Here is a 25,851-nt window from a genome sequence, read left to right as displayed (position 1 = left end):
CGGTGAGGGTCTATCGGGACGAGGCGGTGGTGGTCCGGCAGCACAAGCTGGGCGAGGCCGACCGCATCGTGACCCTGCTGACCAAGCACAACGGGTTGGTGCGGGCGGTCGCGAAGGGTGTCCGTCGCACCCGCTCGAAGTTCGGGGCCCGGCTCGAGCCGTTCGCCCACGTCGACGTCATGCTGCACCCGGGTCGCAACCTCGACATCGTCACCCAGGTCCACAGCCTCGACGCGTTCGCCGCGCCCATCGTCGCCGACTACGGCCGCTACACCAGCGCCTGCGCGATCCTCGAGACCGCCGAACGCCTCGCCGGGGAGGAACGTGCCCCCGCCGACCGTCTGCACTCGCTCACCGTGGGGGCGTTGCGGGCGATCGCCGACGGCCGTCGTCCCCGCGACCTGGTGCTCGACGCGTTCCTGTTGCGCGCCATGGAATTCGCGGGCTGGATGCCGGCGCTCGACCGGTGTGCGCGCTGCGACGCGGCCGGCCCGCACCGCGCGTTCCACGTCGCCGCCGGGGGAGCGGTGTGTCTGCACTGCCGCCCGCAGGGGTCGGCGACGCCGGCGCCCGGGGTCCTCGAGCTCATGGACGACCTGCACCGGGGACGGTGGGAGCACACCGAGGGTGTCGCCGCGACGGTGCGCCGACAGACCAGCGGCCTGACCGCCGCACACCTGCAGTGGCACCTCGAACGTCAGCTGCGCACCCTGCCGTTGATCGAACGCGAGGCGCCGCACCGCGCCGGGAAGGACGGGTCCGATGGCGGTCCGACGCCGATCCGCGAAGCAGTCGGCTGACGCGGCTCCCCGGGTGGTCCGTCCACCGACCCCCCACCCGTCCGGTGCCCGCCCGCCTGCCCTGCCGCCCGAGCTGATCCCGCGCCACGTCGCGCTCGTCATGGACGGCAACGGTCGCTGGGCGACCGACCGCGGGCTCCCGCGGACCGAGGGTCACAAGCGCGGCGAGGCCGTCCTCATGGACGCGGTCGAGGGCTGCATCGAGTTGGGCGTGACGTGGTTGTCCGCGTATGCGTTCTCCACCGAGAACTGGTCCCGCAGCCCGGAGGAGGTCCGCTTCCTCATGGGCTTCAACCGGGACGTGATCCGACGCCGCCGCGACGAGATGCACGAGCTCGGTGTGCGGGTGCGATGGGCCGGACGCCGACCCCGCCTGTGGCGCAGCGTGATCAGGGAACTCGAGGTCGCCGAGGAGATGACGCGCGACAACACCGTCATGAACCTGACCATGTGCGTGAACTACGGCGGTCGGGCCGAGATCGCCGACGCGGTCCGCGACATCGCACGCCGCGTCGCCGCCGGGGACCTCGACCCCGAACGCATCACCGAGGACACCGTCGCCCGTCATCTCGACGAGCCCGACATGCCCGACGTCGACCTCTTCCTGCGCCCGTCCGGGGAGCAGCGCACCTCGAACTTCCTGCTCTGGCAGTCGGCCTACGCCGAGATGGTCTACCAGGAGAAGCTCTTCCCCGACTTCGACCGTCGCGACCTGTGGGCCGCGTGTGTCGAGTACGCCTCGCGCGACCGCCGTTTCGGCGGCGTCGACCTGTCGCGGCCGGCGACGTGAGCGCGCCGGGCGGATCGGGCGCGGCAGCCCTGCTGGACCGGGTCGCGGATCTCCTCGGGGCGTCCTCGGAGGTGCTGCGGGGCGACGACGGTGTGTCTGCGACGGTGTCCTTCGACGGGACCCGCGCGGCGCTGCAGGCGATGTCGCTGGCGGACGGACTCGACGTGCTGTCGCTGACCCAGGTGCTGGCCTGGGACCTGCCGAACACCGAGGCGCTGCGCGACGACATCGACCGCCTCGCCGGCGAGACCAGCTTCGGCAGCATCAAGCGGTCGTCGGTCGACGGGGTGACGACGGACGTGCTGCAGAGCTACACGTTCCCCGCCGGCGGACTCGGCGACGCCGCGCTGATCACGATGGTGACGTTGGTGCTGTCGATCGGAGCCGACCTGTCGCGGCGCCTCACCGACTGAGCGGTCGGCTCAGACGCGGGCGCAGTCGGCGCAGGTGCCGAACACCTCGACCGTGTGGCTGATGTCGTGGAAGCCGAACCGGGCGGCGACGTCGCGCGCCCAATCCTCGACGGCGTCGGCCTGCACCTCCACGGCCGTGCCGCAGTCGCGGCACACGAGGTGATGGTGGTGGTCGGTGGAGCAGCGCCGGAACCGTGCCTCGCCGGAGTCCGTCCGCAACACGTCGACCTCGCCGGCGTCGGCGAGGGCCTGCAGGTTGCGGTAGACGGTGGTGAGGCCGATGGACTGGCCGTCGGCGCGCAGGGCGTCGTGCAGTTCCTGAGCCGACCGGAACTCGTCGACCGTGCCGAGGAGCTCGGCGATCGCGTGGCGTTGGCGCGTCGACCGCACACCGGGGGTGGTCGGCGCGGCGTCTCGGCTCACGGGCGGGCCCGGTTCTCGCGCGCGTGGGCGACCGCGTCGGTGACGATGTGGGCGAGGTGGTCGTCGACGAGGCGGTACAGGATCTCGCGTCCGGTGCGCTGTCCGACGACGACGCCCGCGGACTTCAGCACCCGCAGGTGCTGGCTGACGAGCGGCTGGGTGACGCCGAGTGCGCCCACGAGTTCGTGGACACACTGCTCGCGGTCGAGCAGGGCGAGGACGATCGCGATGCGGACCGGTGCCGCGAGTGCTCGCAGCAACTCGCCGGCGCCCTCCAACGTCGCGGGATCGGGCCGGGCCGCGGGCTCGCCGGTGGTCGTGGGTCCGGTCGGTTCGTGCTCGACCCCGATGGTCGGTTCAGCCATGCGCTCCACGCTCCTTATCGGAAACGATTCTCATATGCACCGCGGGGCATGTCAAGCCGTCGGCGTCGTCGTGGGCGGCGTCGGGGTCGGTGTCCTGGCGCGACTACGCTGGTCGGGTTCCCCCACCCCCTCGATCCCATGGAGTGCTGTCCACCGTGGCCGGACCAAGCAATCGCGTCGACGCCGTCGTCAACCTCTGCAAGCGGAGGGGACTGGTGTACCCGTGCGGTGAGATCTACGGCGGCACCAAGTCGGCGTGGGACTACGGGCCGCTCGGGGTCGAGCTGAAGGACAACATCAAGCGACAGTGGTGGCGCAGCATGGTCACCAGCCGCGACGACGTCGTCGGACTCGACTCGTCGGTGATCCTGCCGCGGCAGGTGTGGGAGGCCTCGGGCCACGTCGAGGTGTTCTCCGACCCGCTCGTGGAGTCGCTGCACACCCACAAGCGCTACCGCGCCGACCATCTCATCGAGGCCTACGAGCTCAAGCACGGCCACCCGCCGGAGAACGGTCTGGCCGACATCAACGACCCGGAGACCGGTCAGCCCGGCAGCTGGACCGAACCGCGCGCGTTCAGCGGTCTGATGAAGACGTACCTCGGCCCGGTCGACGACGAGGAGGGCCTGCACTACCTCCGTCCGGAGACCGCGCAGGGCATCTTCGTCAACTTCAAGAACGTGATGACCACCGCGCGCAAGAAGCCGCCGTTCGGCATCGCGCAGATCGGCAAGAGCTTCCGCAACGAGATCACGCCGGGCAACTTCATCTTCCGCACCCGCGAGTTCGAGCAGATGGAGATGGAGTTCTTCGTCAAGCCGGGCGAGGACGAGACGTGGCACCAGTACTGGATCGACCACCGGCTCGCCTGGTACGTCGACCTCGGCGTCGACCCGGACAACCTGCGCCTCTACGAGCACGCGCAGGAGAAGCTGTCGCACTACTCCAAGCGCACCGTCGACGTGGAGTACAAGTTCGGTTTCTCGGGCAACCCCTGGGGTGAGCTCGAGGGTGTCGCCAACCGGACCGACTTCGACCTCTCGACGCACAGCAAGCACTCCGGTGAGGACCTGTCGTTCTTCGACCAGGCCTCCGGCGAGCGCTACACCCCGTTCGTCATCGAACCGGCTGCCGGTCTGACGCGCTCGCTGATGGCGTTCCTCGTCGATGCGCTGACGGAGGAGGAGGTGCCGAACGCCAAGGGCGGCACCGACACCCGCACCGTGCTCGCGCTCGACCGTCGGCTCGCGCCGGTGAAGGTCGCGGTGCTGCCGCTGTCCCGCAACGAGCAGCTCTCGCCGAAGGCCCGCGATCTCGCGGCCGAGCTGCGCAAGCACTGGAACGTCGAGTTCGACGACGCCCAGGGCATCGGCAAGCGCTATCGGCGGCAGGACGAGATCGGCACGCCGTTCTGCGTCACCGTCGACTTCGACACCCTCGACGACCAGGCGGTCACCGTGCGCGAGCGGGACACGATGAGCCAGCAGCGCATCGCGCTCGACCAGGTCGCGGCCTACCTCGGTGGAGAACTGCTCGGCTGCTGACGCCCCGGCGGCGCCGCGGCACGTTTCCCTCACAGCGTGGGGTCTGGGATAGTCGGACCCGACCGTGGGTGTCGTGTGTGGAGAGTGGTGAGTGTGGTGAGTGGTGGCGGGCCCGTGTCGGGCACGGTGGTGCATTACGACCCGAATCGTGGATTCGGGTTCCTGGCGCCGGAGTCGGGTGGCGCGGACGTGTTCGTGCACATCAACGACCTCGACGTCGACGAGTCGGACCTGAAGCCGGGTGCGCGGGTCGAGTTCGAGATCGAGGACACCGACCGCGGGTCGAAGGCGGTCAACGTCTCGGTCACCGGTGCCGCGCCCGCGTCGTCGGGTGGTCGCGAGCGCCGGGACGATCACCGCGACCGCCCGCAGCGTGACCGCGGCGACCGCGGTGACCACCGCGAGCGTCGTCCGCGCCCCGCGCGTGCCGGCGACGGCCCGACCGATGCCGCCGGCCTCAGCGACGAGCTCACCGAGCTGCTGCTCGACGCGTCCGGCACGCTGACCGCGTCGCAGATCATCGCCATCCGGCGCCGTGTCGTCGACTTCGCCGTGGCGCGGGGATGGGTGACCGACTGACCTCCGACACGGGTGCCGCGCCGGTCGTTTACGACGGCCACGCGCGTGCTCGGATGGTCGACGAGGCGCCCAAGTCCTCGATCCTGTCGGGTACCCACAGCGACGACCGCGGCGACTTCTCCCGGGACCGTGCGCGGGTGCTGCACTGCGCGGCACTCCGTCGCCTCGCCGACAAGACGCAGGTCGTCGGTCCCCGCGAGGGCGACACGCCCCGCACCCGTCTGACGCACTCGTTGGAGGTCGGGCAGATCGGTCGCGGCATCGCGTCGGGTCTGGGGTGCGATCCCGACCTCGTCGAGCTGGCGGGTCTCGCCCACGACATCGGCCATCCGCCCTACGGCCACAACGGGGAACGCGCACTCGACGAGGTCGCTGCCGCGATCGGTGGGTTCGAGGGCAACGCGCAGAACCTGCGCATCCTCACCCGCCTCGAGCCCAAGGTGCTCGCGCCCGACGGACGCAGTGTCGGGTTGAACCTGACCCGTGCCTCGCTCGACGCGACGCTGAAGTACCCGTGGACCCGCCCGGCGGCGGGCCGCAAGTTCGGCGCCTACGACGACAACGCGCATGTGCTCGCCTGGGTGCGTGATGGTGTCGACGGCACCGCGCGGTGCCTCGAGGCACAGGTCATGGACTGGTCCGACGACGTCGCCTACTCGGTGCACGACGTCGAGGACGGCGTCATCGCCGGTCGCATCGACCTGCGTACGCTCGCCGACCCGTCGGACCAGGCGGCGTTGGCCGAGATCGGTGTCCGTGAGTTCGACGGCCTCGACGCCGACGCGCTCGTCGAGGCGGCGGGCCGGCTCGCAGCGCTCGACGTCGTCGCCGACGCGGTCGGGTACGACGGGACCCTCCGCGGATCCGTCGCACTCAAACGCCTCACGAGCGAGCTGGTCGGTCGGTTCGCCTCGGCCGCCATCGCGCAGACACGTCGCGCCTGGGGGGACGTCCCCGTCGACCGGCGGGCCGCGGACCTGTCGATCCCGCCGCTGGTCGCGGCAGAGGTCGCCGTCCTCAAGACCATCGCGCTGCAGTTCATCTTCTCCGACCAGCGTCACCGCGCCCATCAGGAGCGCCAGCGCGATCGCATCCACCGCGTCGCCGACTGGCTCGGGCACGCCGCGCCCGGCGGACTCGACCCGTTGCTCGTCCCCGAGTGGGAGAACGCCCCCGACGACGCCGCCCGGTTGCGGGTCGTCGTCGACCAGATCGCGTCGATGACCGAGGGACGACTCGAACGGACCGACCGCCAGAACTCCGGGGCGCAGGCGCACCTTGGCTGACGCGGTGCAGGAACGCGTCGCAGGGGAGCCGACCTCCTCGCCCCGCGCGTCCGACGTCTGGCGGGCGGGCGCCCTGGCGGTCGCGGCCGTCATCGCCTTCGGGGTGAGCCTGCGTCTGATGTTCGGCAGCGCGTCGTCGCTCGTCGACGAGATCCGCGACGGCTACCACCTCGACGCCGTCGAGGTCGCGCTGCTGACGACGGGCCCGGTGGTGTGCCTGGGCCTCGGCGCGAGCGTTGCCCCGCGGCTGGCCCGGCGGTTCTCGGCACTGGGGGTGGCGACGGTGTCCATGGCCGTCCTCGCCGTCGGGACCGCCCTGCGTGTCGTCCCGGGCTGGCCGGTCCTGCTCGTCGGCACACTGCTCGGCGGTCTCGGGATCGCGGTCGCGAACGTGCTGGGGCCCGTCCTGATCCGGCTGCTGTTCCCGCACCGGATCGGCGCGATGACCGGTCTCCTGACCGCCCTGATCTGTGTCAGCGCGGGTATCGCGTCCGGTGTCACCCCACCCCTGACGCGGGCTGTCGATGACGACTGGCGTGTGGGACTGGGGCTGTGGGCGGTCCCGGCGGCGCTCGCCGCGGTCGCGATGGCCGCCCTCACCGTCGGTCGAGCGCGCGGGCTGCGCCGGGCGGCACCCGGCCCGACCGGGAGCCCCGTCGTGTCGCCGACGGCGCCCACGGTCGGCCTCGGCGCCCGGATGCGCTGGGCCATCACCGGTTTCATGGGGATCCAGTCGCTGCTCGCCTACGCCACGGTCGCGTGGCTGCCCACGATCTACCGCGACCGCGGCGTCGATGCCGACACCGCCGGTCTGATCTTCGCGGTGCTGAGCGTGAGCAGCATCGTCACGGCACTGGGCGTGCCGGTGCTCGCGGCACGGATGCGGTCGCAGCGTCTCCTCGCGGTCAGCGTGGTCGTCCTCGCCGCCGCGGGGATCGTCGGGGTGCTCACCACGGGCACGGCCGGTGCGTGGCCGTGCGCCGTGCTGGTCGGGCTCGGGCAGGGCGGCGCACTGTCGCTGGCGCTGGTGTTGATGAACCTGCGCACCGCCTCCGCCGTCGAGGCGACGGCGCTGTCGGCGTCCGCCCAGACCGTCGGCTACCTGCTCGCGGCCACCGGGCCGATTGCGATGGGCGCGCTGCACTCGCTCACCGGCGGGTGGTCGGTCCCGCTGATCGCCCTCGCGGCGACGATGATGCCGCTGGCCGTGTGCGGGGTCGTCGCAGGTCACCCCGGATCGCACGACCGCGCCGCTCCCGAGGTCGCGACACCGGTTCCCTGACCTGCGTCGACCGGCACGGCCGGGCCGCGGACGTCGGTGCAGCGAATACACTCGTCGGGTGCCCGGCCGAATCCCTGATCGCGACATCACGGAGATCCGTGAGCGCACGGCGATCGAGGACATCGTCGGGGAGTACGTCGCGCTGCGTCGCGCCGGCGCCGACAGCCTGAAGGGCCTGTGCCCGTTCCACGACGAGAAGTCGCCCTCGTTCCACGTCCGCCCGAACCACGGCCACTTCCACTGCTTCGGGTGCGGCGAGGGCGGCGACGTCTACACCTTCCTGCAGAAGCAGGAGCACATCTCGTTCGTCGAGGCCGTCGAGCAACTCGCCGACCGCATCGGTTACCGCATCTCCTACGAGGGCGGCGGCACCAGCGTCGCCCGCGATCGCGGCACCCGCGCGCGTCTCGTCGCCGCCAACGCCGCGGCGCAGAAGTTCTACGCCGAGCAGCTCCTCACCCCGGACGCCAAACCCGCCCGCGACTACCTGCGGGAGCGCGACTTCGACGGCGCCGCCGCGACCCTGTTCGGCTGCGGCTTCGCCCCGCTCGCCTGGGACGCGATGACCAAGGCCCTCCTGGCGCAGGGGTTCGAGTTCGCCGAGCTCGAGGCGGCCGGTCTGTCGGTGCAGGGTCAGCGCGGTCCCCGCGACCGGTTCCGTCGGCGTCTGCTGTGGCCCATCCGGAACCTCGGCGGCGACATCATCGGGTTCGGGGCCCGCAAGCTGTTCGACGACGACACCATGGGCAAGTACATGAACACGCCCGAGACGATGCTCTACAAGAAGTCGCAGGTGCTGTTCGGTCTCGACCACGCCAAGAAGAACATCGCCAAGGGCCACCAGGTGGTCATCGTCGAGGGATACACCGACGTCATGGCCATGCACCTGTCCGGCGTCACCACCGCCGTCGCGTCGTGCGGCACCGCGTTCGGCGACGACCACCTCGCGCTGCTGCGGCGACTCCTCATGGACGACTCCTACTTCCGCGGTGAGGTCATCTACACCTTCGACGGTGACGCCGCGGGACAGGCGGCCGCGCTGAAGGCGTTCGAGGGGGAACAGAGCATCGCCGGACAGACGTTCGTGGCCATCGCGCCCGACGGCATGGACCCGTGTGAGCTCCGGCAGCGCGAGGGCGACGCGGCAGTCCGTGACCTCGTGGCGCGTCGGGTGCCGATGTTCCAGTTCGCCATCAAGGCCGTCCTCGCCCAGCACGACCTCGAGACCGCGGAGGGCCGCGTCCACGCCCTGCGCGAGACCGTCCCCGTCGTCGCGCGCATCAAGGACGTCGCGCTGCGCGACGAGTACGCCCGCCAACTCGCCGGCTGGGTCGGCTGGGACGACGAGCGTCAGGTGCTGCAGCGCGTCCGGGAGACCGCGGGCGTACCCGCCGCAGGGACGACCGGCTCCCTCGCCCGGACCCAGGCACGCCAGCGGGGAGCGGTCCGCGGGGCCGGACCGACCGCCGGTGTCGCCGGCGCCGCTCGTCCCGCCCCCGGCGACCCCCGGCTGTGGCCGCAACGCGAAGCGCTCAAGTCGGCCCTGCAGTACCCGGGCATCGCGGGCACCGTCTTCGACTCGCTCCCCGCCGAGTGCTTCCCCGAGCCCGCGTACGCGCTCGTCCGCGCGGCCATCGAGAAGGTCGGCGGGACCGGGTCGGGCATGGGCGGTGCGGAATGGGTCGACGCGGTGAGCCGCGCGGCCGAGACGTCGGCGTCGTCCGGTGACGACGCGTCCGCGGGGGAGATGCTGACCTCGCTCGTCACCGAACTCGCCGTCGAACCGATGCCCGTCGACGACGACGGCATCCCGCGCTACATCGTCAGCGTGCTCGCGCGGCTCCAGGAGATCTGGGTGGGGGAGCAGGTCGCCGACATCAAGTCCCGGCTCAAGCGGATGTCACCCCGGGACGACCCCGACGGCTACAACGCGGTCTTCGGGGATCTCGTCGCCCTCGAGGCGTACCGGCGCAGCCTGCAGGAGCAGGCACTGGACCCCACGGTGGGACAGAGCGCCTGATCGGCGGGGGACAGAGCGCCTGATCGGCGGGGGACAGAGCGCCTGAGACCCCGCGCCTCAGTCGCGCGGGTCGCGGCGGGCGTAGACCGTGGTGGCGTCGTCGATCTGGTGGACCTCGATGAGCGGCTCCGTCGGGCTGATGGCCTGCGACAGCTTCTGACGTCCGACGTCGATCGCCTTGCGGGTGGCAGGGGATCCGGTGACGGCCTGGTAGGCGCCGTGGATCTGGTCGTAGCGGCGGCGACCCGCCTTCGCGCCGAGCACGTAGCCGACCCCGAGGAATGCCAACAGTCGGACCATGCGTGAGAACTCCCAGTCGTCGCGGCGGAACGTCGCACCCTCCATCCTGCCGGACGGGCGCCGACGGCACGCGACGTGGGGAGGGGCTCGCGGAGTGGGGCGGGCGGGGCTCGAACCCGCGACCTACGGATTATGAGTCCGCGGCTCTGACCGACTGAGCTACCGCCCCGGGCTGATGGCTCCCCCAACTGGACTCGAACCAGTAACCGTCCGATTAACAGTCGGATGCTCTGCCAATTGAGCTATGGGGGAAGGTCGTCCGGCGACGGTCTGCACCGCCGTCGGCCGGGAGTGACTCTATCGGGTGGGTGCGGGTCCTCCAAACCGCGCGAGCGGTGGCGGCTGATCCTTAGCAGTGTGAAGATGGGGCGGGAAGAAAGTCGGCAGCCGCATCCTTCGTCAAGAGGCGTTGGTCATCGGACCGTGATAATGATCACGAAACGGGGGCGAATGCTCCGCAATGTGGTCCGAACACGGGACACTGAGCGGGTTGTGGGTGCAAGCCACAAACGGCGTCGTGGGACCGTCAGTTTGTTCGACCTTGAGGCCACACAGGGGGCAAGGGCATGAGCGTCACCGGCTCGAAGGTCCGTCGCCGCACCCGTTCGGGGAGCGTCGACGGATCTGTGCGTCCGCGGATAGCGATCGCGCACGACTATCTGACGCAACGCGGCGGCGCGGAGAAGGTCGTCCTGTCGATCGCCCGCGCCTTCCCGGACGCGGTCATCTACACGACCCTGTTCGACCCGGAGAACACCTATCCCGAGTTCTCCGACATGGACATCCGCGTGTCCCCGATGAACCGCCTGGGTTTCCTGCGTCGCAACCATCGGGCCGCGCTGCCGCTGCTGCCCTTCGCGTCGTCGTGGGTCCGGCCCGACGCCGACATCGTGATCGCCAGCTCGAGCGGCTGGGCGCACGCCTTCCCGACCGACGGCCGCAAGGTCGTCTACTGCCACTCGCCCGCACGGTGGCTCTACCAGGAGCAGTCCTACCTGGGCGAGCAGGCGAGCTGGATGAAGAAGGTGGCGCTCACCGTCATGTCCTCCAGCCTCAAACGCTGGGATCGTCGCGCGGCCCTACGCTGCGACAGCTACTACGCGAACTCCAACGTCGTCCGGGAGCGGATCTCCTCGGCCTACGGCATCACGGCGCCCGTGCTGCCGGCGCCGGTGTCGCTGGACCTGCCCGACGAGTTCGAGCCGGTCCCGGAGGTCGAGGGTCTGGTCTCCGCCGGCGACGGGTACTACCTGTGCATCTCGCGACTGCTCGCGTACAAGAACGTCGACGCGATCATCGATGCGTTCCGGGGCACCGACCGTCGGCTCGTGGTCGTCGGCCGCGGCCCGGAACGCGATCGGCTCCTGGCGTCGAAGCCCGACAACGTCACGATGGTCTCCGACCTGACCGACCGTCAGGTCGGGTGGCTGTACAAGCACTGCACGGCGGTGATGGCGGCGAGCTACGAGGACTACGGCCTCACCCCGCTCGAGGGCGCCGCGCACGGCAAGCCCTCCATCCTCCTGCGGTTCGGCGGCTTCCTCGACACCGCGGAGGAGGACATCACCGCGGTGTACTTCGACGATCCCGAACCACTGGCCATCCGTGCCGCGATGAGCCGCTTCGAGTCGATGACCTGGGACGCCGAGAAGATCGTCGACCACGTGTCGCGGTTCAGCGACGCCCATTTCGCCGCCCAGCTGCACGACATCGTCGAGGGACTCGACAGCTCGGTCGCCTGATCCCGCACGCCCCCACACCCGACTCTCGCCACCACGGCGCGGACGTGGTGTGCTGACCACGGCCACGAGCCGCCCCCCGGTCCCCGCACGAACAGGAGCCCCCGAGGCGTGACCACGCAAGCCGACGACAAGTACACCCGTGCCCTGCGCACCCCGCCGCCGCCGAAGATGTCCGAGACGGTCGTCGACGGCGAGGTGGTGAAGAAGTACAAGATGCAGGACATCAGCCTCGCCCAGAAGCTCTACAACCGGATCGGGCTGGTCGGGTACAACCTGCTGATCACCTACATCCCCAGCCACACCATCCGACTCGCGTGGCTGCGGCTCTTCGGGGCGAAGATCGGCAAGGGATCGACGGTGCTGCGCGGGACGACGGTGTTCGACCTGCCGTACCTGACCATCGGCGAGAACAGCAACGTCAGCTTCCGCTGCGTCCTCGACGCGCGGGCGGGCATCCTCATCGGCGACAACGTCGTGATCGCCAGCGACACCCACCTGCTCGGCGGTGGGCACGACATCAACGACCCCGACTTCCTGCCGCTGCCCAAGCCGATGATCATCGAGGACTACGCCTGGATCGGCACCCGCGCGCTGTTGCTTCCGTGCCGTGTCGGCCGCGGCGGTGTGGTGGCCGCGCAGTCGATGGTCAACAAGGACGTCGGCGAACTCGAGGTGGTCGGCGGCAACCCGGCGAAGCCGTTCGCCACCCGCAACCCCGACGCACTGCGGTACTCGGGACGTTATCGTCCGCTGTTCTACTGATGACCGATCCGTTGAGCGGGGCGCGACTGATCGTCGTCGCGCCCGAGACGGGTGTGGGCGGTGTCGGTGACTACTCGCAGGACATCATCGACGCAGTGCGTCCCCACGTGGGGGAGCTCGTCGAACACCGCACCGGCACGCCCGGCGACGACTCCGTCGCCGATCTGCGCCGCCGGAGCGCCGAGATCCGCGAGATGGTCGCCACCGCACCGGGTCCCGTGCTCGTCCACACCGAGCTCAGCGGGGGCTCGGTCGCCGGGTTCTGGGGCACCGCGCATCTGCCCGACGAGGTCCCGGTCACCGCGACCATCCACGACCCGCCGCACTCGATCTGGTGGCCGGCCCGCACGCGGTTCCTCGCCGAGCACCGGCTCCTCAACCACGCGCTGCACTTCCCGCTGCGCCCGCTCTCGTATCGCGTGCAACGTCGGTGGCTGCGTCCCCGCACGGTGTTCGTCCTGACCCGCAGCGGCGCCGAGTCGATCCGTCCGCTCTACCCGCACCTCGAGGTGGTGCAGGTCCCGCACATCGTGGCGCGTCGTCCCGACATCACCCCGCCGGAGGACCGCCCGCGAGCGGTGGGCTTCTTCGGACTGGTGTACCGCGGGAAGGGTTTCGAGCAGCTCGAACGGCTGCGCGCCCGCCTCGACGACGACATCGCCATCCGCGTGGCCGGCCGCGGGACCGAGGACCTGCCCCGCATCGACGGTGTCGAGATCGTCGGCGGCGTCGACGGGCCGGAGGAGGACGCGTTCTTCGCGTCGATCCGCGCGCTGGTCATGCCGTACGGCCGGCGCTCGCCCTACGGCATGGGATATCCCGCGTCGGGGGTGATGGCCCGGGCGATCGCCTACGGCACCCCGGTCGTCTGCACCGACCACGGAGCCCTCGCCGACCACGGCGACGGCGACGGCGTCACCGTCATCCGCCAGGCCCCCGAGGACCCCGACGAGCTCGCGGCCGTCGTCGCCGACCGGGTCCGTGGTCTCGTCGACGACCACGAGGCACTCGTGCTCGCCGGCCGGCAGGTGCAGGACGAACGCCGCCGGGGTTCCCACGAGGCCGTCGCCGCGCAGTTCTGCGCGACGTGGTCGCGGCTGCTGCGGGACGCGCGGTGACGATCGGCCCGTCCCCGGAGGACGAGCCGGTCGCCGAGGGGACCCGCGCGGTCGCGACGGCCGCAAAGGGCAACCTGCTGACCACGCTGGTCGCGATGCTGTGGCTCTACGGTGGGCGCGGCGTCGGGATGCTGTGGACGGTCGTGCTGCTCTCGCAGCTCGGCGTCTCCGACTACGGGCTCTACGGCATGGCGTTCGCGCTGTCGGCGGTGATCGGCCCGCCCCTGGACAACCCCTACGTCGTGCGGTCGATGCGGGAGAGCGAGGAACGGTTCGTCGCCGAACGCGCGAGCAGGTTCCTGGTGGGCCTGACCCTCGTCGCGGCGGGCACCGCACTGGTCGGTGTCAGCTACATCGCCTGGTTCGGCCTGACCGTCGCGGGCGGGGAGATCGCCTACAAGTCGTACTCGAGCCGCTTCGCGCGCGACGGCAAGGCGGACCGCGTCTGGCGTCTCGACAGCATCCGTCAGGTCGTCAGCGTCGCGCTCGCCTGCGTCTACCTGTTCGGCGTCGACCACCCGACGCTGCTGGGTGCGAGCGCCCTCTACGTCGCGCCGTACTACGTCATCCTCGTGCTCGCCGCCCTCGAGGCCCGCGGGCACCGACCGCAACTCCCCGGCCCGCCGCGTCTGACGCTGGCGCTCGTCGGCGAGATGCTGGGCACGGCACTGTATCTCCAGGGCGACGTGCTGCTGCTGGGCTTCCTCACCGACAGCCGTACCGCCGGTTACTACACCCTGTGCTGGACCGTAGCTGCGGCGCTCGCCGCGGTTGGGCAGTCGTTCGGGATGACGTATCACGAGCCGCTGCGCCTGTCGGGCGGGAAGCTGTCGTCGGGACCCCCACTGAAGCTGACCCTGGCGATCGGCGGGCTCTCGACCGCGGCCGTCGCGATCTTCGGCGTCGTGCTGCTGCTCACGCCGGCTCCCACCGAGCTCGCCGTCGCGATGATCATCATCTCCCTGTTCACCGGCATGCGGACGATGATCTCGATCCTGCAGGTGATCCTGTACGCGCAGCGACGGGACATCCTGCGGCTCACGGCCAACATGGGTCTGGTGCCCGTGAAGCTCGGCGCGGTGGCCGCTCTCGCGCCGATCGGAGCCGTCGGCGCCTCGATCGCCTCGGTCGGGGCCGACGCGATCCTGCTGGCGATCTACGCGACGGCCATCTACCGGAAGCCGACGACATGAGTGCGAGACCCACTGTCGCGCTGCTGCTCTCGAAGGACCCCGTCCTCGAGCGCGGCGGGGACGTCGAGCTCAGCCGCCTGCTGATGACCCTGGCCGCCGACACGTACGCCGTCACGGCGATCTGCCTGTCGGAGCAGTCGGGGACCGTCGAGACCGACCTGGTGCCCGGCGGCCTGACCCTGCACCGGGTCCGCAAGCCCGAGGTCGCGCCCGCGCGCCTGGCCCGACGGTCGCTCGCGGGGCGACGCAGCCTCGTGCACGTCCGGTTCGACAGCCCCGAGCTGCGCGCGACGATCGAGGCCGTCCACGCCGACGTCTACCTCGCCGAGCACAGTTACATGGCCGAGTCGTTCCTGGCGTCGCGGCGGGGCGGTGTCGACCGCTTCGCGGTCAACACCCATGTCTCGGAGTCCCTGGTGTGGCGGGCGACCCGCGGCCTGCTCGGTCGGGTCGAGGCGCCTCGGCTCGTCCGGGACGAACTGCGTGTCGCACGGGCGGCGGACGCCGTCTCCACCTTCGACGCCGAGGAGGCCCGGGAGTACCGCGATCGCGGGGTCCAGAGCGCGCGCTGGCTCGACCTGACACTGCCGCCCGGCGACGAGGTCGACGTCGCGTCGACGCCGCCGCGACTGGTGTTCCTCGGCACCCGCGACTGGCCGCCGAACCAGGAGGCCTTCGAGCGTGCGGTGGCGCTGTGGCCGCGGATCGGTGCCGGGATCGCCGGTGCCGAGCTGTGCGTCGTCGGCGGAGCCAGCGCCTCGGCCGGACCGGTCGAGCTGCCCCCGGGTGTCCGTGACCTCGGGTTCGTCGACGACCTGCACGGCTTCCTGGCGACGTGCCGCGGGATGGTCGCGCCGATCAGCACCGGCGGCGGGGTCCGGGTGAAGTTCCTGGACGCGGCGCGGATCGGCCTCCCGGTGGTGGGCACCCCCGCGGCCGTCGGATCACTCGACGCCGTCTACGGCCTCGAGACCTGCGAGGACGACGACGAGCTGGTCGCCGCCGCGCGGCGCCTGCTGACCGAAGTCGACGCCGCGGTCGCCGACGGCGCGCGTCTGCACGCGATCACCGCGCGGCGATGGCAGGACCGGCGTCCGCACGAGGCGGTGCGCTCGCTGCTGGACGACGCCATGGCCGCGAGTCGCTGACCCGGTCGTCCGGGACGTCCTGCGCGCGGCGGAGCCGGTCGGCGTGCACGAGGAACGCCAGCAGCACCGAGAACGTCGTCGTGACCGGCAGGGTCGCCACCACCGGGTGGTCGAGCTGCAGCCCGACCAGGCAGAAGCCGATGAAGATGCCGCCGACCAACGCGCGGGGGAGCGACCGCCCCGTGATGAGCCGCCATCCGACGATCGCCCCGGCGATCAGCACCGCGACGAACGCGAGACCGGCGAACACCCCACCGCGGTACACGGTCAGCAGGGGCGCGTTGGCCACGTAGTTCACCTGGAACGCCAGCGCGCCGTCCTTGAACTCCGGTCGCGCCCACCCGAGTCCGAAGAACCAGTGCCCCGACAACTGGTGCGGGAAGTTGCTGAGCGCGTCCTGGCGGGACGAGGAGCTGACGTCCTGCCCCACGAAGGACTGCAACAGGCGGTTGCGGACCTGCGGTGTCGCGGCGCCGGCCACGACGACGAGCGCGCCCACGGTCGCCGCGATCGCCCGCAGACGGTCGGACATCCGGTGGAACACCATGACGAGCAGCGCACCGACGACGACGCTGACGATCACGCCGCGGCTGAGCGTCAGCACCAGCGCGAACGCGAACAGCGCGGCGAACGCCCACCGCCGCCATCCCTCGAGCACGACCAGGGCGACGCAGAGTGCGGTCAGCAGGCCGATGCCGGCGGCGTTGGGCTCCACCCACATGCCGCCCAACCGGGTCGACTGCTCGACGCCCTCGGCGTTGTACACGTAGCGGGTGGACGCGTCGACGATGCCGTATCCGAAGAGACTGAACGCCTTGCGCAGCGGCAGCCCGGGCGAGACGAACAGGGCGATGCCGATGAGCGCGTTGAACGCCGCGGCGACGGAGAACACCACCCCGACCCGGCGCATGTTCTCCGTCGACAGGCGCAGCAGCCCGATCACCGCGAGCGTCACCAGAGCCCACTTCACGTAGTCGACGTAGTCGGAGATCGAGACGGCGGTGAAGACGACGGACACCGCGGACACGGCGACCAGGACGAGGAGCGTGCGTTCCAGCGGGTGCCAGTGCATCCCGGCCGACGGGTGCAGGGCCGCCGCGAGGACCACCGAGCCGCCGAAGACCAGGTAGAGCGGGAGCGGGGCCAGGGGCACCACTCCGAACGGCAGGAACCCCACCGTGATGCCCAGTCCGTAGTAGAGCCACATGGGATGGCGCAGCCCGATGTAGGCGCCGACCACCAGGCCCGCCAACCCGACCACGCCGATCAACGCCAGTTTGCCGCCGAGGACCGCCGCGGCCCCGGCGACGGGGCCCACGACGAGCACCGCGATCACCCCGAGCGTCGCGAGCCGCGCTCGACCACCGTCCGTCACGGGGTACATGGTGACACCCGCGCCGACGCGCCGCATCGGGGACATCGCCGCAGGCTGCGAACCGTATGGGCGAACAGGGTCGCGGGGGCGTCGGCCCGGTCACACCGGGGTCGTCGGAGATGAAGGGCGCGCCCGCCCCGGCTACTGTGTCACCGTCACGACAGACGTTGCCGAACACACACAACGATGAAGGATCGGCAACCACAGACGAATGGAGTCGCCCCTTGGCGATCGGGGATTATCTGCGCGCCTTCCGGCGGTTCTGGTGGCTGATCGTGGTCGTCGCCGTGATCGGGGCCGCGGGCGGATACGTGTGGTCGCTGGTCGCGGCGCCGAAGTACGCGTCGACCGCGCAGCTTTTCGTCACCACGCAGAGCGGCACCTCCGTCGGTGACGCCTACCAGAACAATCTGTTCTCCCAGGAGCGCGTGAAGTCGTACGCGAGCCTGGCCACGAGCCGTCAGGTCGCGGCCCGCGCCGTCGAGCAGTTGAAGTCGTCGATGTCGGCCGACGAGCTGCGGTCGAAGATCTCGGCGGCGCCTGTGCTGAACACGGTCCTGCTCGACGTGACCGCGACCGACGCCGACCCGGTCGCCGCCCAGACCTACGCCAACGCGGTCGCCGACCAGCTCGTGCAGCTCGTCAGCGAGCTCGAGACGTCCCGACGCGGCGGCACCCCCGCCGCCGGCGCGATCCTCGTCGACGACGCCGACTACCCGTCGAGCGCGTCGGGCCCCTCGCTGGTGACCCGCATCGGCCTCGGAGCCGTCGCGGGCCTCGCCCTCGGGGTCATCGCCGTCATCGTGCTCGCCCTCGTCGACACCCGCGTGCGCCGCCGTGAGCGCGTGGAGGACATCGCCGGGTCGCTGGTGCTCGGTGAGATCGTCGCCGACCCGAACCGTCCTGGCGTCGCGGTCGCCGACACGAGCGCCGGTGGCGAACTCGTCGAGCGGACCCGACAGCTCGCGACCAACCTGCGCTTCGCCCGTACCGCCGACGGCGCCCGCCCGGTGGTCGTGGCCGTCACCAGCCCCGCACACGGGGACGGGCGGTCCACGCTCGCCGTGGACCTCGCGGCGGTGCTCGCCGAGTCGGGTCGACGGGTCCTCCTCGTCGACGGCGACCTCGTCACCCCGACCCTCGCCGACCGGCTGCTCAGCAGCGACCCCGGTGGACGCGGTCGCCCGACGCGCGGTCTGTCGACGGTGCTCGTCGGCGACGACACCCTCGACGACGCGGTGATCACCCGCGTCGGGGGCCGCGGCTTCGCGTTGCTGCCCGCGGGGCCGGTGCCGACGTCCCGCGGACAGCTGTGGGGCGCCGACCGCGCCCAGCAGGTGTTCGCCGACCTCGCCGTCCGCTTCGACCACGTGGTCGTCGACACCCCGCCGCTCGGGATCTGCACCGACGGGGCCGTGGCCGCGGCGCTCGGTGACGGCGCCCTCGTGGTCGCGCGCCTCGGGCACACGCGGAGCACGGCACTGCGCCGCGCCCTGGAGTCGATCGCGACCGCCCACGCCGAGTTCCTCGGTGCCGTGGTCACGAACGCCGGACAGGCCCACGACGGCGACGCACCCGCACCCGCGGACCCCGGTGCCGGTGACGATCGGGTGCAGCACCGATCCGCCCCGCCGGCGGCGTCGAATCGGGGAGGGGACAACCGCGGTGCGCATCACCGGGTCGAGGACCCCGACGACGATCCCGTGACCGAAGGCCGCTGACACCATGTCCTCTCGCCGCGCATCCCGCCGCCGCACCACCCTGGCGCTGCTGACCGCCGCGACGGTCGTCACGGCGCTGTCGGCGTGTGCCACCGGGGAGCCGGCGCCCCCGCCGGGGGACACGCCCTCGGTGACGAGCTTCGCCCCGCTCTTCGGCGGGTCGGCGACCGTCCCCGCACCGAACCTGGGAGGGTCCGCGCCGGGGTCGCTCGTGTCGGTCAAGCCGCTGGAGGGCAACGAGCAGCTCGAGGACGTCGACGCCCGTGTGGAGCGGGTCGTCTACCGCTCGACGTCGGGGGTGGACGGGTCGCGTACCGAGGTCTCCGGCGTGATCGCGATCCCGCCGGGCACGCCGCCGCCGGGGGGCTGGCCGGTCATCGCGTTCGGCCACGGCACCACCGGTGTGCTGGACAAGTGCGCTCCGTCGGACTTCAGCACCCTCGTCGGCAACGGCTCGATGATGGCCAGCATGATCCAGAGCGGGTTCGCGGTGACGCTGCCCGACTTCCAGGGGCTCGGCGTCCGGGGGTACCTCAACCCGTTCCTGGACGGTGCGACCTACGGCAACAACATGATCGACTCGGTGCGGGCCGCGCGGAACCTCGACCCGACAGGGGTGAGCACGAACTGGACGGCCTTCGGTCACTCGCTCGGTGGCCTGGCGGCCTGGGGTGCGGCCGACCGCGACGCCGCGTACGGCGGCGGGTTGTCGCTGAAGGGGACGATGGCGATGGCCCCGCCGGCGGACATGTCCGGCCTGGCCGACAAGGCCCAGGCGGGCACCCTCACCGGTGACCAGCGTGTCGCGCTGATCTTCGCGTTGCAGTCGCTGTCGTGGACGAACCCGACCCTCGACCTCAACCGCTACCGGACGCCGTCGCTCGCGTCGAAGTGGAACCTGCTGCTCGACTGCACCGCGCCCCTCGACGAGGTCCTCAAGACCCGCGAGACCGTGACCAACGCCGACCTGAAGCCCGACACCCAGGCCGACACCGACCGTCTGCGCACCCTCCTCGAGCAGTGGGCCGTGCCGAAGAACCCGGTGACCGGGCCGATGTTGCTCATGTTCGGGACCAAGGACGAACTGGTCGACTGGCAGTGGACCCAGGCGGCCGCGGACAAGGCCTGCCGGATCGGCGGGTTCATCGAGATCGACAAGCGGATGGGCGAGGGCCACGGCGACCTCGAGAGTGATCGCGGACTGCCCTGGCTGAAGGACCGGATCGCCGGACAGACGGCGAACAACACCTGTCCGCCGCGCACGTGAGACCACCCCACCCGGTCCCGTCGCCGGTCGACTACGTCCGCATCGCGCTGCGCGGCTGGTTGCTGATCGTGGCGGTCACCGTGCTGTCCGCCGGAGCCGGACTCGCCGTGTGGGCGACCGGTGACACCACCTACTCGTCACGGTTCGACCTGTTCGCCGTGATCGACGGCCCGTCGAATCCCCGTGCGGCCGCACAGAACGACCTCGGCGGTCGCGCACGGATCCCCACCTACACCGACCTGGCCACGTCCCCCGAGGTCGCGGCGAAGGCGAACGAACTGCTGGGCGGGTCCGCGCCGGACCTGGCGTCGCACGTGACCGCCACCCAGCGCATCGACTCCGTGGTCCTGACGATCGCGGTCGACGCCGACAACCGGGCCGACGCCGAGCGGCGGGCGACCGCGGTCGCGGGTGCCCTCGTGGCGGTGTCCCGCCAGTTGGAGAACAACGACGACCTCGGGCCGCAGGCCCAGTTGGTGCCGGTCGGCACCGCCTATCCGGCTGTCGCCGTGCACTCCTCGCTCACCCGCGACGTCGGGCTGGCCGCCGCGGTGGGGTTCGTGTGGGGAGTGATCGGGGCGATCGCGCTGGCCCTGCTCGGCGACCGGGTGATGCACCGTCGTCAGGTCGACACCGTTGTGGCCCAGGTGCGATCCGGCGTCGCGGGACGGGTGTCGTGAGCCCCCACGTGCGGACCGGGCGGGTCGCCGCGATCGTGCTCGTCGTCCTGGCGGCGCTGGGATCGGTGTCCGCGTGTGCGCAGAGCAGCCCACCGGCGCCGACGTCGGCCACGTCCGGCGTCCCGATCAGCGGCGACTTCTCCGGGAGCGGGCCGGGGACGCTGCGGTCGGCGGAGAGCCTGCCGACCGTGGACCGTCGTCTCACCCGTCTTACGTCCACCGCCGCGCGGATCACCTACGAGTCCACCTCCGGCGTCGACGGCTCCACCGTCCTGGTGTCGGGGACGGTGTTCTCCCCGGTCGGGCCCGCCCCGGCGGGCGGCTGGCCGATCGTGGCCTACGGGCACGGGACGACGGGCATCCAGCACGAGTGCGCCCCGTCGCTGTCGCCGTCCCTGCTCGGTGCCGCCGACGCGGTGGGGATCCTCGTCAAGGACGGCTATGTCGTCGTGATGCCCGACTACCAGGGTCTCGGTCTCGACGGCACGTACCACCCCTACCTGGACGCGGCGACCGTCGGACACAACATGGTCGACGGCGTCCGTGCCGCGCGGAAACTGATCCCCGACACCTCGCAGCGGTGGGTGGCGGTCGGGTCGTCGCAGGGCGGGCAGGCCGCGTGGGCGGCGAACGAGATGGTGGCCCGGGACGACGCGGGCCTGGACCTGCTCGGCACCGCGAGCCTGGCCCCGGTGACCGACATCAGCGGGTTCGCCGACAAGGCGGCCGGTGGCACGCTCACCGCGCAGCAGCTCGGGATCTTCCCGTGGATCCTCTGGGCGCAGCAGAAGATGCACCCGGAGCTCGACCTCGACGACTACCGACGGGGCCTCGCGCAGCGGCGCTGGGACGTGCTGACCGCCTGCCAGGGCGACCTCGCCGAGCAGCGGACCGCCGTGGTGAAACAGCTGACCCCCGACGACCTGCGCCCCGCGACACCGACGGCGACCGACGCGCTGCGCGCGGACCTGCGACGAATGGCCCTGCCGGCGGGACGGGCTGCCGCACCGATGCTGGTGGTGCACGGGGCCAAGGACCAGCTCGTCGACTCGCAGTGGACCGTCGACGCGGTGAACGACGCCTGCCGCCGTGGCGACACCGTCGAGAACTACGTCCTGCCCGACGCGGGACACGACGACATCGACGGATCGATCGCCGTGGCCTGGATCCAGGCCCGCTTCCAGAACGCTCCGCCGCTGAACACCTGCGGGCGGAACGTCCCGCCGCCGACCGCCCAGGTCCCGGCCGCGTCCGGACCCGACCAGCAGTGAGGACGGTCCACCCGCGACGAGCCGTGGTGGCGACGGCGACCGTCGTGGTGGTGGTCGTCGCGGCGATCGTGACGGGCGTCGTCGTGACCCGGGGTGACGACCGGACCGCCGCACCCTCGCCGTACCCGTTCGCGCGCATCGGGGGTGACACGCCCGGATCCCTGGTCTCCGCCGAGCCCATGCCGGACTTCACCCGCTCGCTCGTCGGGTCGTCGATGCGGTCGGCGCGGGTGACCTACCGGTCGTCGTCGGGGGACACCGATGCGCCGACGGTGGTGTCCGGGGCGGTGTTCACACCCCGCACCGCGGCGCCGGCCGGGGGCTGGCCGGTCATCGGGTTCGCCCACGGGACAACGGGTATCGACACCGCCTGTGCGCCGTCGCTGTCGCCGACGCTCTTGCAGCAGGTCGGTGCGGTCGACGCGTTCGTCAGGATGGGGTTCGCGGTCGCCATGCCCGACTACCAGGGGTTGGGCGCCCCCGGCGTCCACGCCTACCTCGACGCCCGCACCGCCGGGCTGAACACGGTCGACGCGGTACGAGCCCTGCGTGCGACGTTCCCCGACATCTCGACCCGGTGGGCCGCGTACGGCGGGTCGCAGGGCGGTGGAGCGACCTGGGCGGCGGCGACGCTGGCGTCGTCCCGGGCGCCGGACCTCTCCCTCGTCGGCGCGGTGGCGATCGCACCGGCGGGCGACGTGACCGGCCTCGTCGACAAAGCCGTGTCCGGGACGCTGACGTCCGACCAGCGGCCGACGTTCCAGGCCGTCGTCGAGTCGCTCGCGCGTCTGCACCCCGACGTCGACCGCGACGACTACCGCCGCGGCGCGGCCGCCTCCGGGTGGGATGCGCTCACCGCCTGCTCGGGTCCGCTGCTGGACACGCGGGATGCGGTGGTCCGGTCGCTGCGCCCCGGCGACCTGACCCCGGCGACCCCGACCGCCGCCGACCGCGTGCGGACGCGGTTGCGCGCGTGGGCGCTGCCGCAGGGCGCGCTGGCCGCGCCGTTGTACATCGAGCACGGTGCACAGGACACGTTCATCGACGCGGCCTGGACCCGCTCCGCGGTCGCACGGCAGTGCGCCGAGGGCGGGAGTGTGACGTATCGCATCGACCCCGACCGCGGGCACGGCGACGTCCCGACCGACGCGGCTTTGCGCTGGTTGGGCGAGCGATTCACCGACGTGCCCTCAGTGACTTCATGTTCCAGCCTGGTGAATTCGGGATGACTCGCTGCGCATCGGCTGTCCTTCGCCCAGCGAAGGGTCATGCGCGCTGTTAGGGTCGCGGCCATGCGTACGGAGTTCGGGTCCTATGCCCGTCGCGGTCGTCGTCGGGTGCGGGGTTGGGTGCAGCCCGAGGTGTTCGAGCTCGTCAAGGTGCTCGACGCGCGGCAGCGGGCCCTCGGGATCCGCGGTGGCGCCGCGGAGATCGGCGTCCACCACGGGCAGTTGCTGATCGGCCTCGACCTGCTGCTCCGTGACGACGAGAAGTCCGTCGCCATCGATCTCTTCGAGGACCAGGCCCGCAACGTCGACCGGTCGGGCCGGGGCGACCGCGCACGGTTCGAGTCGAACCTGGCCCGGTTCACCGACCCTTCCCGCGTGGCGGTGCACTCCGGTGACTCCACCCTCGTCTCCGCAGACGACCTGCGGCACATGGTCGGTGGGGAGGTGCGGCTCTTCAGCGTCGACGGCGGTCACACCGACGACGTCGTCCATTCCGACATGGTGTTGGCCGAGGAGTCGCTCACCAAGGGCGGCGTCGTGATCGCCGACGACGTGTTCAACTTCGCCTGGCCCGAGGTGGTCACGGGCACCCTTCGCTACCTCGAGCGCCCGGATGCGTTGCGGCCGTTCGCCATCGGCTACAACAAGGTCTTCTTCGCCCACGCGGAGTTCACCGACCGCTACGCAGCGGCGATCGCCGAGAAGTACGACAACCGGACGCTGTACCACTTCCGGCGGTCCACCTTCGGCGGCTCGCCCGTCGTCCTCGTCGCCGACGTCGCGCGCAACCCCCGGGAGATCCTCGCGCGCAGCCCGCTGGCCACCGCGGTCTACCGGCGCCTGCGCAGCTGACCCTCCGTCCCGGAGAGCGGCTGTCCTAGGACATCGACCGGATCGCACCGCGATCCGGTGACCACGTGATCGAGCCGCGCTGGAAGTCGACCCGCACCGCACCGCCACCGACGGGCGTCTCGTCGGTCAGGGCCGCACCCAGCGACCGCGACCACGCGTCCATGACGCCGCCGCCGATGACGTGTACTCCACCGTCGTCGGTCGCGAACACCGTCGTGCCGTCGGCGAGGTCCTGATGGTCGTCGCCGTAGAGCCCGATGGGGTACGTGTCCGCCGAGATCGCGGCCAGTGCGACCCGCGGTGTGGTCGTGACGTATCCGCGTGGCGTGAGATACACCGCGGCGTCACGCTGGAAGCGTGCGAGCACCCCCGAGCGCGTCGCCCGGAAGACCGGGCTGACGATCTCGCCTCCGTCGGCATCGAGCGGCGCATCGGCGAACCGCTGTGCGTCCGGTGACGGTGTCACCCCGGACCGGGCGAGGTCGGCGACGACGCGCACGGCCGGCTTCGGTGATCGGTCGGTGCGGATGAGCCCGAAGTTGTCCTCGTCGTCCGGGACGCCGGAGGCCTTGTCGCGCAACGTGTACCAGAACACCGGGCCGGCGAAGGGGAGCTGCTGCCAGTCACCGGCGAAACCGGCGATCATCGCGGCCTGACGGTCGAGGCCGACCGCCGACGTCGGCAGGCCGTACTCGGTCGCCCACATCCTCTTCCCGCCGTCGCCGTTGTCGTCCATGAGGCGACGCATCTCGGCGATCTGGCGTCCCGGCGAGTCGGGCACGGTCCACGCCTCGGAGAGGCCGAGGTCGTACTTGTACGGGTGCACCGACAGGGCGTCGAACGAGCCGGCCGCGCCGTCGGCGTACATCTGCCGCACGAAGTCGACGGGGTCTCCGGTCGTGGCGGTGTCGACGACGGTGCCCAGCGCGCCCGCGACCACGGTCGCCGCGGGGTCGGTCTGTTCGATCGCCGCGTGTGCGGCGCGCAGCAGCTGCGTGTAGCGCGCGGGATCGACGCGGGGGGCGAAGAACACCGAGCTGTTCGGCTCGTTCCACACCTCGTACGTCGAGACCCGGCCCTTGTAGCGCTGCGCGACGGCGCGGACGAACGTCGACCACTGACCGATGTCGCGCGGGGCCGCATACGGCCCGCCGTTCGCCGCGGGATCGCCCGCCCAGGGCGGGCTGCCGCCGACGGTGGCCATGACCTGCAGCCCGCGTGCGCGTGCGCCGTCGACGATGTGGTCCACGACGGACCAGAGGGAGACCGAGGGCCCGACGGGCTGGATGGCCGACCAGAACACCGGCAGACGGATCGAGCCGAGTCCGGCCGCGGCTATCGCGTCGAGATCGGCGTCCGTGGCGGAGGTCCCCTGCCAGTAGACCTCGGCCCCCAGCGCGATCCCGAAGCCGTGGCCGCGGTCGCCCACGCCGACCTTCGCCGACGTCGTCGGCGCTGTCCCGGGCCCGGACGACCCACAGCCCGCGAGCACCGTCGTCAGCAGCATCACCGCGACCACCGCGAGCAGGCGGCGACGGGACGGGCGGGGCATGGACAGGGACCTTTCGCGAACGGAGAGCAGCCGTCTGGACAACCCCCGCCGCGACAGTGAACCACAGCACGCACGCGATCGGCCTGTCGGTGACCGTCGTCGTGATGCCGGTGGATCGTGCGCCCCCTATGATCCCAAG

Annotated in this window: 24 protein-coding genes and 2 tRNA genes; 19 read left to right on the top strand and 7 right to left on the bottom strand. The window is 71.5% G+C overall.

Annotation, left to right across the window (positions count from 1 at the left end):
• Positions 1-2: 2 nt before the first annotated feature.
• Genes recO through LX12_RS19725 form a run of 3 tightly spaced genes read left to right on the top strand, consistent with a single transcriptional unit; the run spans position 3 to position 2,003 of the window.
• Positions 3-800, top strand: coding sequence for a DNA repair protein RecO (recO, locus tag LX12_RS19735; RefSeq protein ID WP_253656294.1), 798 nt, complete (start codon positions 3-5; stop codon positions 798-800).
• Positions 763-1,590 carry an isoprenyl transferase gene (locus LX12_RS19730; RefSeq protein WP_253656293.1) on the top strand — a complete coding sequence of 276 codons (828 nt, stop codon included), beginning with the start codon at positions 763-765 and terminating at the stop codon, positions 1,588-1,590. The genes recO and LX12_RS19730 overlap by 38 nt, the downstream gene beginning before the upstream one ends.
• Positions 1,587-2,003: a hypothetical protein gene (locus tag LX12_RS19725; protein WP_253656292.1), complete on the top strand. Its 417-nt coding sequence runs from the start codon at positions 1,587-1,589 to the stop codon at positions 2,001-2,003. Before LX12_RS19730 ends, LX12_RS19725 begins: the two co-directional genes overlap by 4 nt.
• Positions 2,004-2,012: 9 nt before the next feature.
• On the opposite strand, the gene LX12_RS19720 is transcribed toward LX12_RS19725, so the two are convergent.
• Positions 2,013-2,426: a Fur family transcriptional regulator gene (locus tag LX12_RS19720; protein WP_253656291.1), complete on the bottom strand. Its 414-nt coding sequence runs from the start codon at positions 2,424-2,426 to the stop codon at positions 2,013-2,015.
• On the bottom strand, positions 2,423-2,791 hold the full coding sequence (locus LX12_RS19715; protein ID WP_253656290.1) for an ArsR/SmtB family transcription factor: 369 nt from the start codon (positions 2,789-2,791) through the stop codon (positions 2,423-2,425). The genes LX12_RS19720 and LX12_RS19715 overlap by 4 nt, the downstream gene beginning before the upstream one ends.
• Before the next feature lie 155 nt (positions 2,792-2,946).
• On the opposite strand from LX12_RS19715, the gene LX12_RS19710 reads away from it, so the two are divergent.
• The 5 genes from LX12_RS19710 to dnaG all read left to right on the top strand — a co-directional run bounded on the left by LX12_RS19710 (position 2,947) and on the right by dnaG (position 9,502).
• Positions 2,947-4,335 carry a glycine--tRNA ligase gene (locus tag LX12_RS19710; protein ID WP_253656289.1) on the top strand — a complete coding sequence of 463 codons (1,389 nt, stop codon included), beginning with the start codon at positions 2,947-2,949 and terminating at the stop codon, positions 4,333-4,335.
• A 96-nt stretch (positions 4,336-4,431) separates the two neighbouring features.
• On the top strand, positions 4,432-4,914 hold the full coding sequence (locus LX12_RS19705) for a cold-shock protein (protein WP_253656354.1): 483 nt from the start codon (positions 4,432-4,434) through the stop codon (positions 4,912-4,914).
• Entirely contained in the window at positions 4,899-6,200 is a 1,302-nt protein-coding gene (locus tag LX12_RS19700; RefSeq protein ID WP_301284827.1) for a deoxyguanosinetriphosphate triphosphohydrolase, read from the top strand. The genes LX12_RS19705 and LX12_RS19700 overlap by 16 nt, the downstream gene beginning before the upstream one ends.
• Complete coding sequence (locus LX12_RS19695) at positions 6,193-7,482, top strand: MFS transporter (RefSeq protein WP_253656288.1); 1,290 nt, start codon at positions 6,193-6,195, stop codon at positions 7,480-7,482. Before LX12_RS19700 ends, LX12_RS19695 begins: the two co-directional genes overlap by 8 nt.
• Positions 7,483-7,540: 58 nt before the next feature.
• Complete coding sequence (gene dnaG, locus LX12_RS19690; protein WP_253656287.1) at positions 7,541-9,502, top strand: DNA primase; 1,962 nt, start codon at positions 7,541-7,543, stop codon at positions 9,500-9,502.
• 57 nt (positions 9,503-9,559) lie between these two features.
• Here the strand turns inward: dnaG and LX12_RS19685 are convergent, their stop codons facing one another.
• From LX12_RS19685 to LX12_RS19675, 3 genes are all read right to left on the bottom strand, one after another.
• On the bottom strand, positions 9,560-9,802 hold the full coding sequence (locus LX12_RS19685; RefSeq protein ID WP_253656352.1) for a hypothetical protein: 243 nt from the start codon (positions 9,800-9,802) through the stop codon (positions 9,560-9,562).
• A gap of 95 nt (positions 9,803-9,897) precedes the next feature.
• Positions 9,898-9,971, bottom strand: a tRNA-Ile gene (locus LX12_RS19680).
• Between the two features lie 7 nt (positions 9,972-9,978).
• Positions 9,979-10,054, bottom strand: a tRNA-Asn gene (locus LX12_RS19675).
• 314 nt (positions 10,055-10,368) lie between these two features.
• Between LX12_RS19675 and LX12_RS19670 the strand changes: the two genes are divergently transcribed.
• The 5 genes from LX12_RS19670 (at position 10,369) to LX12_RS19650 (ending at position 15,765) form a co-directional block, all read left to right on the top strand.
• On the top strand, positions 10,369-11,544 hold the full coding sequence (locus LX12_RS19670; RefSeq protein WP_253656286.1) for a glycosyltransferase: 1,176 nt from the start codon (positions 10,369-10,371) through the stop codon (positions 11,542-11,544).
• 108 nt (positions 11,545-11,652) lie between these two features.
• Complete coding sequence (locus LX12_RS19665; protein ID WP_253656285.1) at positions 11,653-12,306, top strand: acyltransferase; 654 nt, start codon at positions 11,653-11,655, stop codon at positions 12,304-12,306.
• The gene (locus LX12_RS19660) at positions 12,306-13,424 is read left to right on the top strand and encodes a glycosyltransferase (RefSeq protein WP_253656284.1); all 1,119 of its coding nucleotides are present in this window, start codon (positions 12,306-12,308) and stop codon (positions 13,422-13,424) included. The genes LX12_RS19665 and LX12_RS19660 overlap by 1 nt, the downstream gene beginning before the upstream one ends.
• The gene (locus LX12_RS19655; protein ID WP_253656283.1) at positions 13,421-14,617 is read left to right on the top strand and encodes a lipopolysaccharide biosynthesis protein; all 1,197 of its coding nucleotides are present in this window, start codon (positions 13,421-13,423) and stop codon (positions 14,615-14,617) included. The genes LX12_RS19660 and LX12_RS19655 overlap by 4 nt, the downstream gene beginning before the upstream one ends.
• A complete protein-coding gene (locus LX12_RS19650) occupies positions 14,614-15,765 on the top strand; it encodes a glycosyltransferase (RefSeq protein ID WP_253656282.1) in 1,152 nt (383 codons plus the stop codon). Before LX12_RS19655 ends, LX12_RS19650 begins: the two co-directional genes overlap by 4 nt.
• Here the strand turns inward: LX12_RS19650 and LX12_RS19645 are convergent.
• Positions 15,683-17,185, bottom strand: a complete 1,503-nt coding sequence (locus LX12_RS19645; protein WP_253656281.1) for an O-antigen ligase family protein — start codon at positions 17,183-17,185, stop codon at positions 15,683-15,685. The two genes, LX12_RS19650 and LX12_RS19645, sit on opposite strands and share 83 nt — an antisense overlap.
• 179 nt (positions 17,186-17,364) lie before the next feature.
• On the opposite strand from LX12_RS19645, the gene LX12_RS19640 reads away from it, so the two are divergent.
• The 6 genes from LX12_RS19640 to LX12_RS19615 all read left to right on the top strand — a co-directional run bounded on the left by LX12_RS19640 (position 17,365) and on the right by LX12_RS19615 (position 24,160).
• A complete protein-coding gene (locus LX12_RS19640) occupies positions 17,365-18,861 on the top strand; it encodes a tyrosine-protein kinase domain-containing protein (RefSeq protein ID WP_253656280.1) in 1,497 nt (498 codons plus the stop codon).
• Between the two features lie 4 nt (positions 18,862-18,865).
• Positions 18,866-20,128 carry a lipase family protein gene (locus LX12_RS19635; protein WP_253656279.1) on the top strand — a complete coding sequence of 421 codons (1,263 nt, stop codon included), beginning with the start codon at positions 18,866-18,868 and terminating at the stop codon, positions 20,126-20,128.
• On the top strand, positions 20,125-20,808 hold the full coding sequence (locus LX12_RS19630) for a YveK family protein (RefSeq protein ID WP_253656278.1): 684 nt from the start codon (positions 20,125-20,127) through the stop codon (positions 20,806-20,808). The genes LX12_RS19635 and LX12_RS19630 overlap by 4 nt, the downstream gene beginning before the upstream one ends.
• Positions 20,805-22,079: a lipase family protein gene (locus LX12_RS19625; RefSeq protein ID WP_253656277.1), complete on the top strand. Its 1,275-nt coding sequence runs from the start codon at positions 20,805-20,807 to the stop codon at positions 22,077-22,079. Before LX12_RS19630 ends, LX12_RS19625 begins: the two co-directional genes overlap by 4 nt.
• 26 nt (positions 22,080-22,105) lie before the next feature.
• Positions 22,106-23,308, top strand: a complete 1,203-nt coding sequence (locus LX12_RS19620; protein ID WP_253656276.1) for a lipase family protein — start codon at positions 22,106-22,108, stop codon at positions 23,306-23,308.
• Positions 23,309-23,371: 63 nt separating this feature from the next.
• Positions 23,372-24,160, top strand: coding sequence for a class I SAM-dependent methyltransferase (locus tag LX12_RS19615; RefSeq protein ID WP_253656275.1), 789 nt, complete (start codon positions 23,372-23,374; stop codon positions 24,158-24,160).
• A 25-nt stretch (positions 24,161-24,185) separates the two neighbouring features.
• On the opposite strand, the gene LX12_RS19610 is transcribed toward LX12_RS19615, so the two are convergent.
• On the bottom strand, positions 24,186-25,712 hold the full coding sequence (locus LX12_RS19610) for a cellulase family glycosylhydrolase (RefSeq protein WP_253656274.1): 1,527 nt from the start codon (positions 25,710-25,712) through the stop codon (positions 24,186-24,188).
• Between the last annotated feature and the right edge of the window lie 139 nt (positions 25,713-25,851).

Source organism: Williamsia serinedens (assembly GCF_024171725.1).
Lineage (GTDB): Bacteria > Actinomycetota > Actinomycetes > Mycobacteriales > Mycobacteriaceae > Williamsia_A > Williamsia_A serinedens.
The sequence above is the reverse complement of the archived record's forward strand: the minus strand, read 5'-3'. Positions and strand labels throughout refer to the sequence as shown.

Excerpts from the sequence above, each read along its gene's own strand:
- LX12_RS19685 (WP_253656352.1), bottom strand. The coding sequence starts at position 9,802 with ATGGTCCGACTGTTGGCATTCCTCGGGGTCGGCTACGTGCTCGGCGCG.
- LX12_RS19730 (WP_253656293.1), top strand. The coding sequence starts at position 763 with ATGGCGGTCCGACGCCGATCCGCGAAGCAGTCGGCTGACGCGGCTCCC.
- LX12_RS19610 (WP_253656274.1), bottom strand. The coding sequence starts at position 25,712 with ATGCCCCGCCCGTCCCGTCGCCGCCTGCTCGCGGTGGTCGCGGTGATG.
- LX12_RS19700 (WP_301284827.1), top strand. The coding sequence starts at position 4,899 with ATGGGTGACCGACTGACCTCCGACACGGGTGCCGCGCCGGTCGTTTAC.
- LX12_RS19645 (WP_253656281.1), bottom strand. The coding sequence starts at position 17,185 with ATGTCCCCGATGCGGCGCGTCGGCGCGGGTGTCACCATGTACCCCGTG.
- LX12_RS19635 (WP_253656279.1), top strand. The coding sequence starts at position 18,866 with ATGTCCTCTCGCCGCGCATCCCGCCGCCGCACCACCCTGGCGCTGCTG.
- LX12_RS19615 (WP_253656275.1), top strand. The coding sequence starts at position 23,372 with ATGCGTACGGAGTTCGGGTCCTATGCCCGTCGCGGTCGTCGTCGGGTG.
- LX12_RS19670 (WP_253656286.1), top strand. The coding sequence starts at position 10,369 with ATGAGCGTCACCGGCTCGAAGGTCCGTCGCCGCACCCGTTCGGGGAGC.
- LX12_RS19660 (WP_253656284.1), top strand. The coding sequence starts at position 12,306 with ATGACCGATCCGTTGAGCGGGGCGCGACTGATCGTCGTCGCGCCCGAG.
- LX12_RS19650 (WP_253656282.1), top strand. The coding sequence starts at position 14,614 with ATGAGTGCGAGACCCACTGTCGCGCTGCTGCTCTCGAAGGACCCCGTC.
- LX12_RS19715 (WP_253656290.1), bottom strand. The coding sequence starts at position 2,791 with ATGGCTGAACCGACCATCGGGGTCGAGCACGAACCGACCGGACCCACG.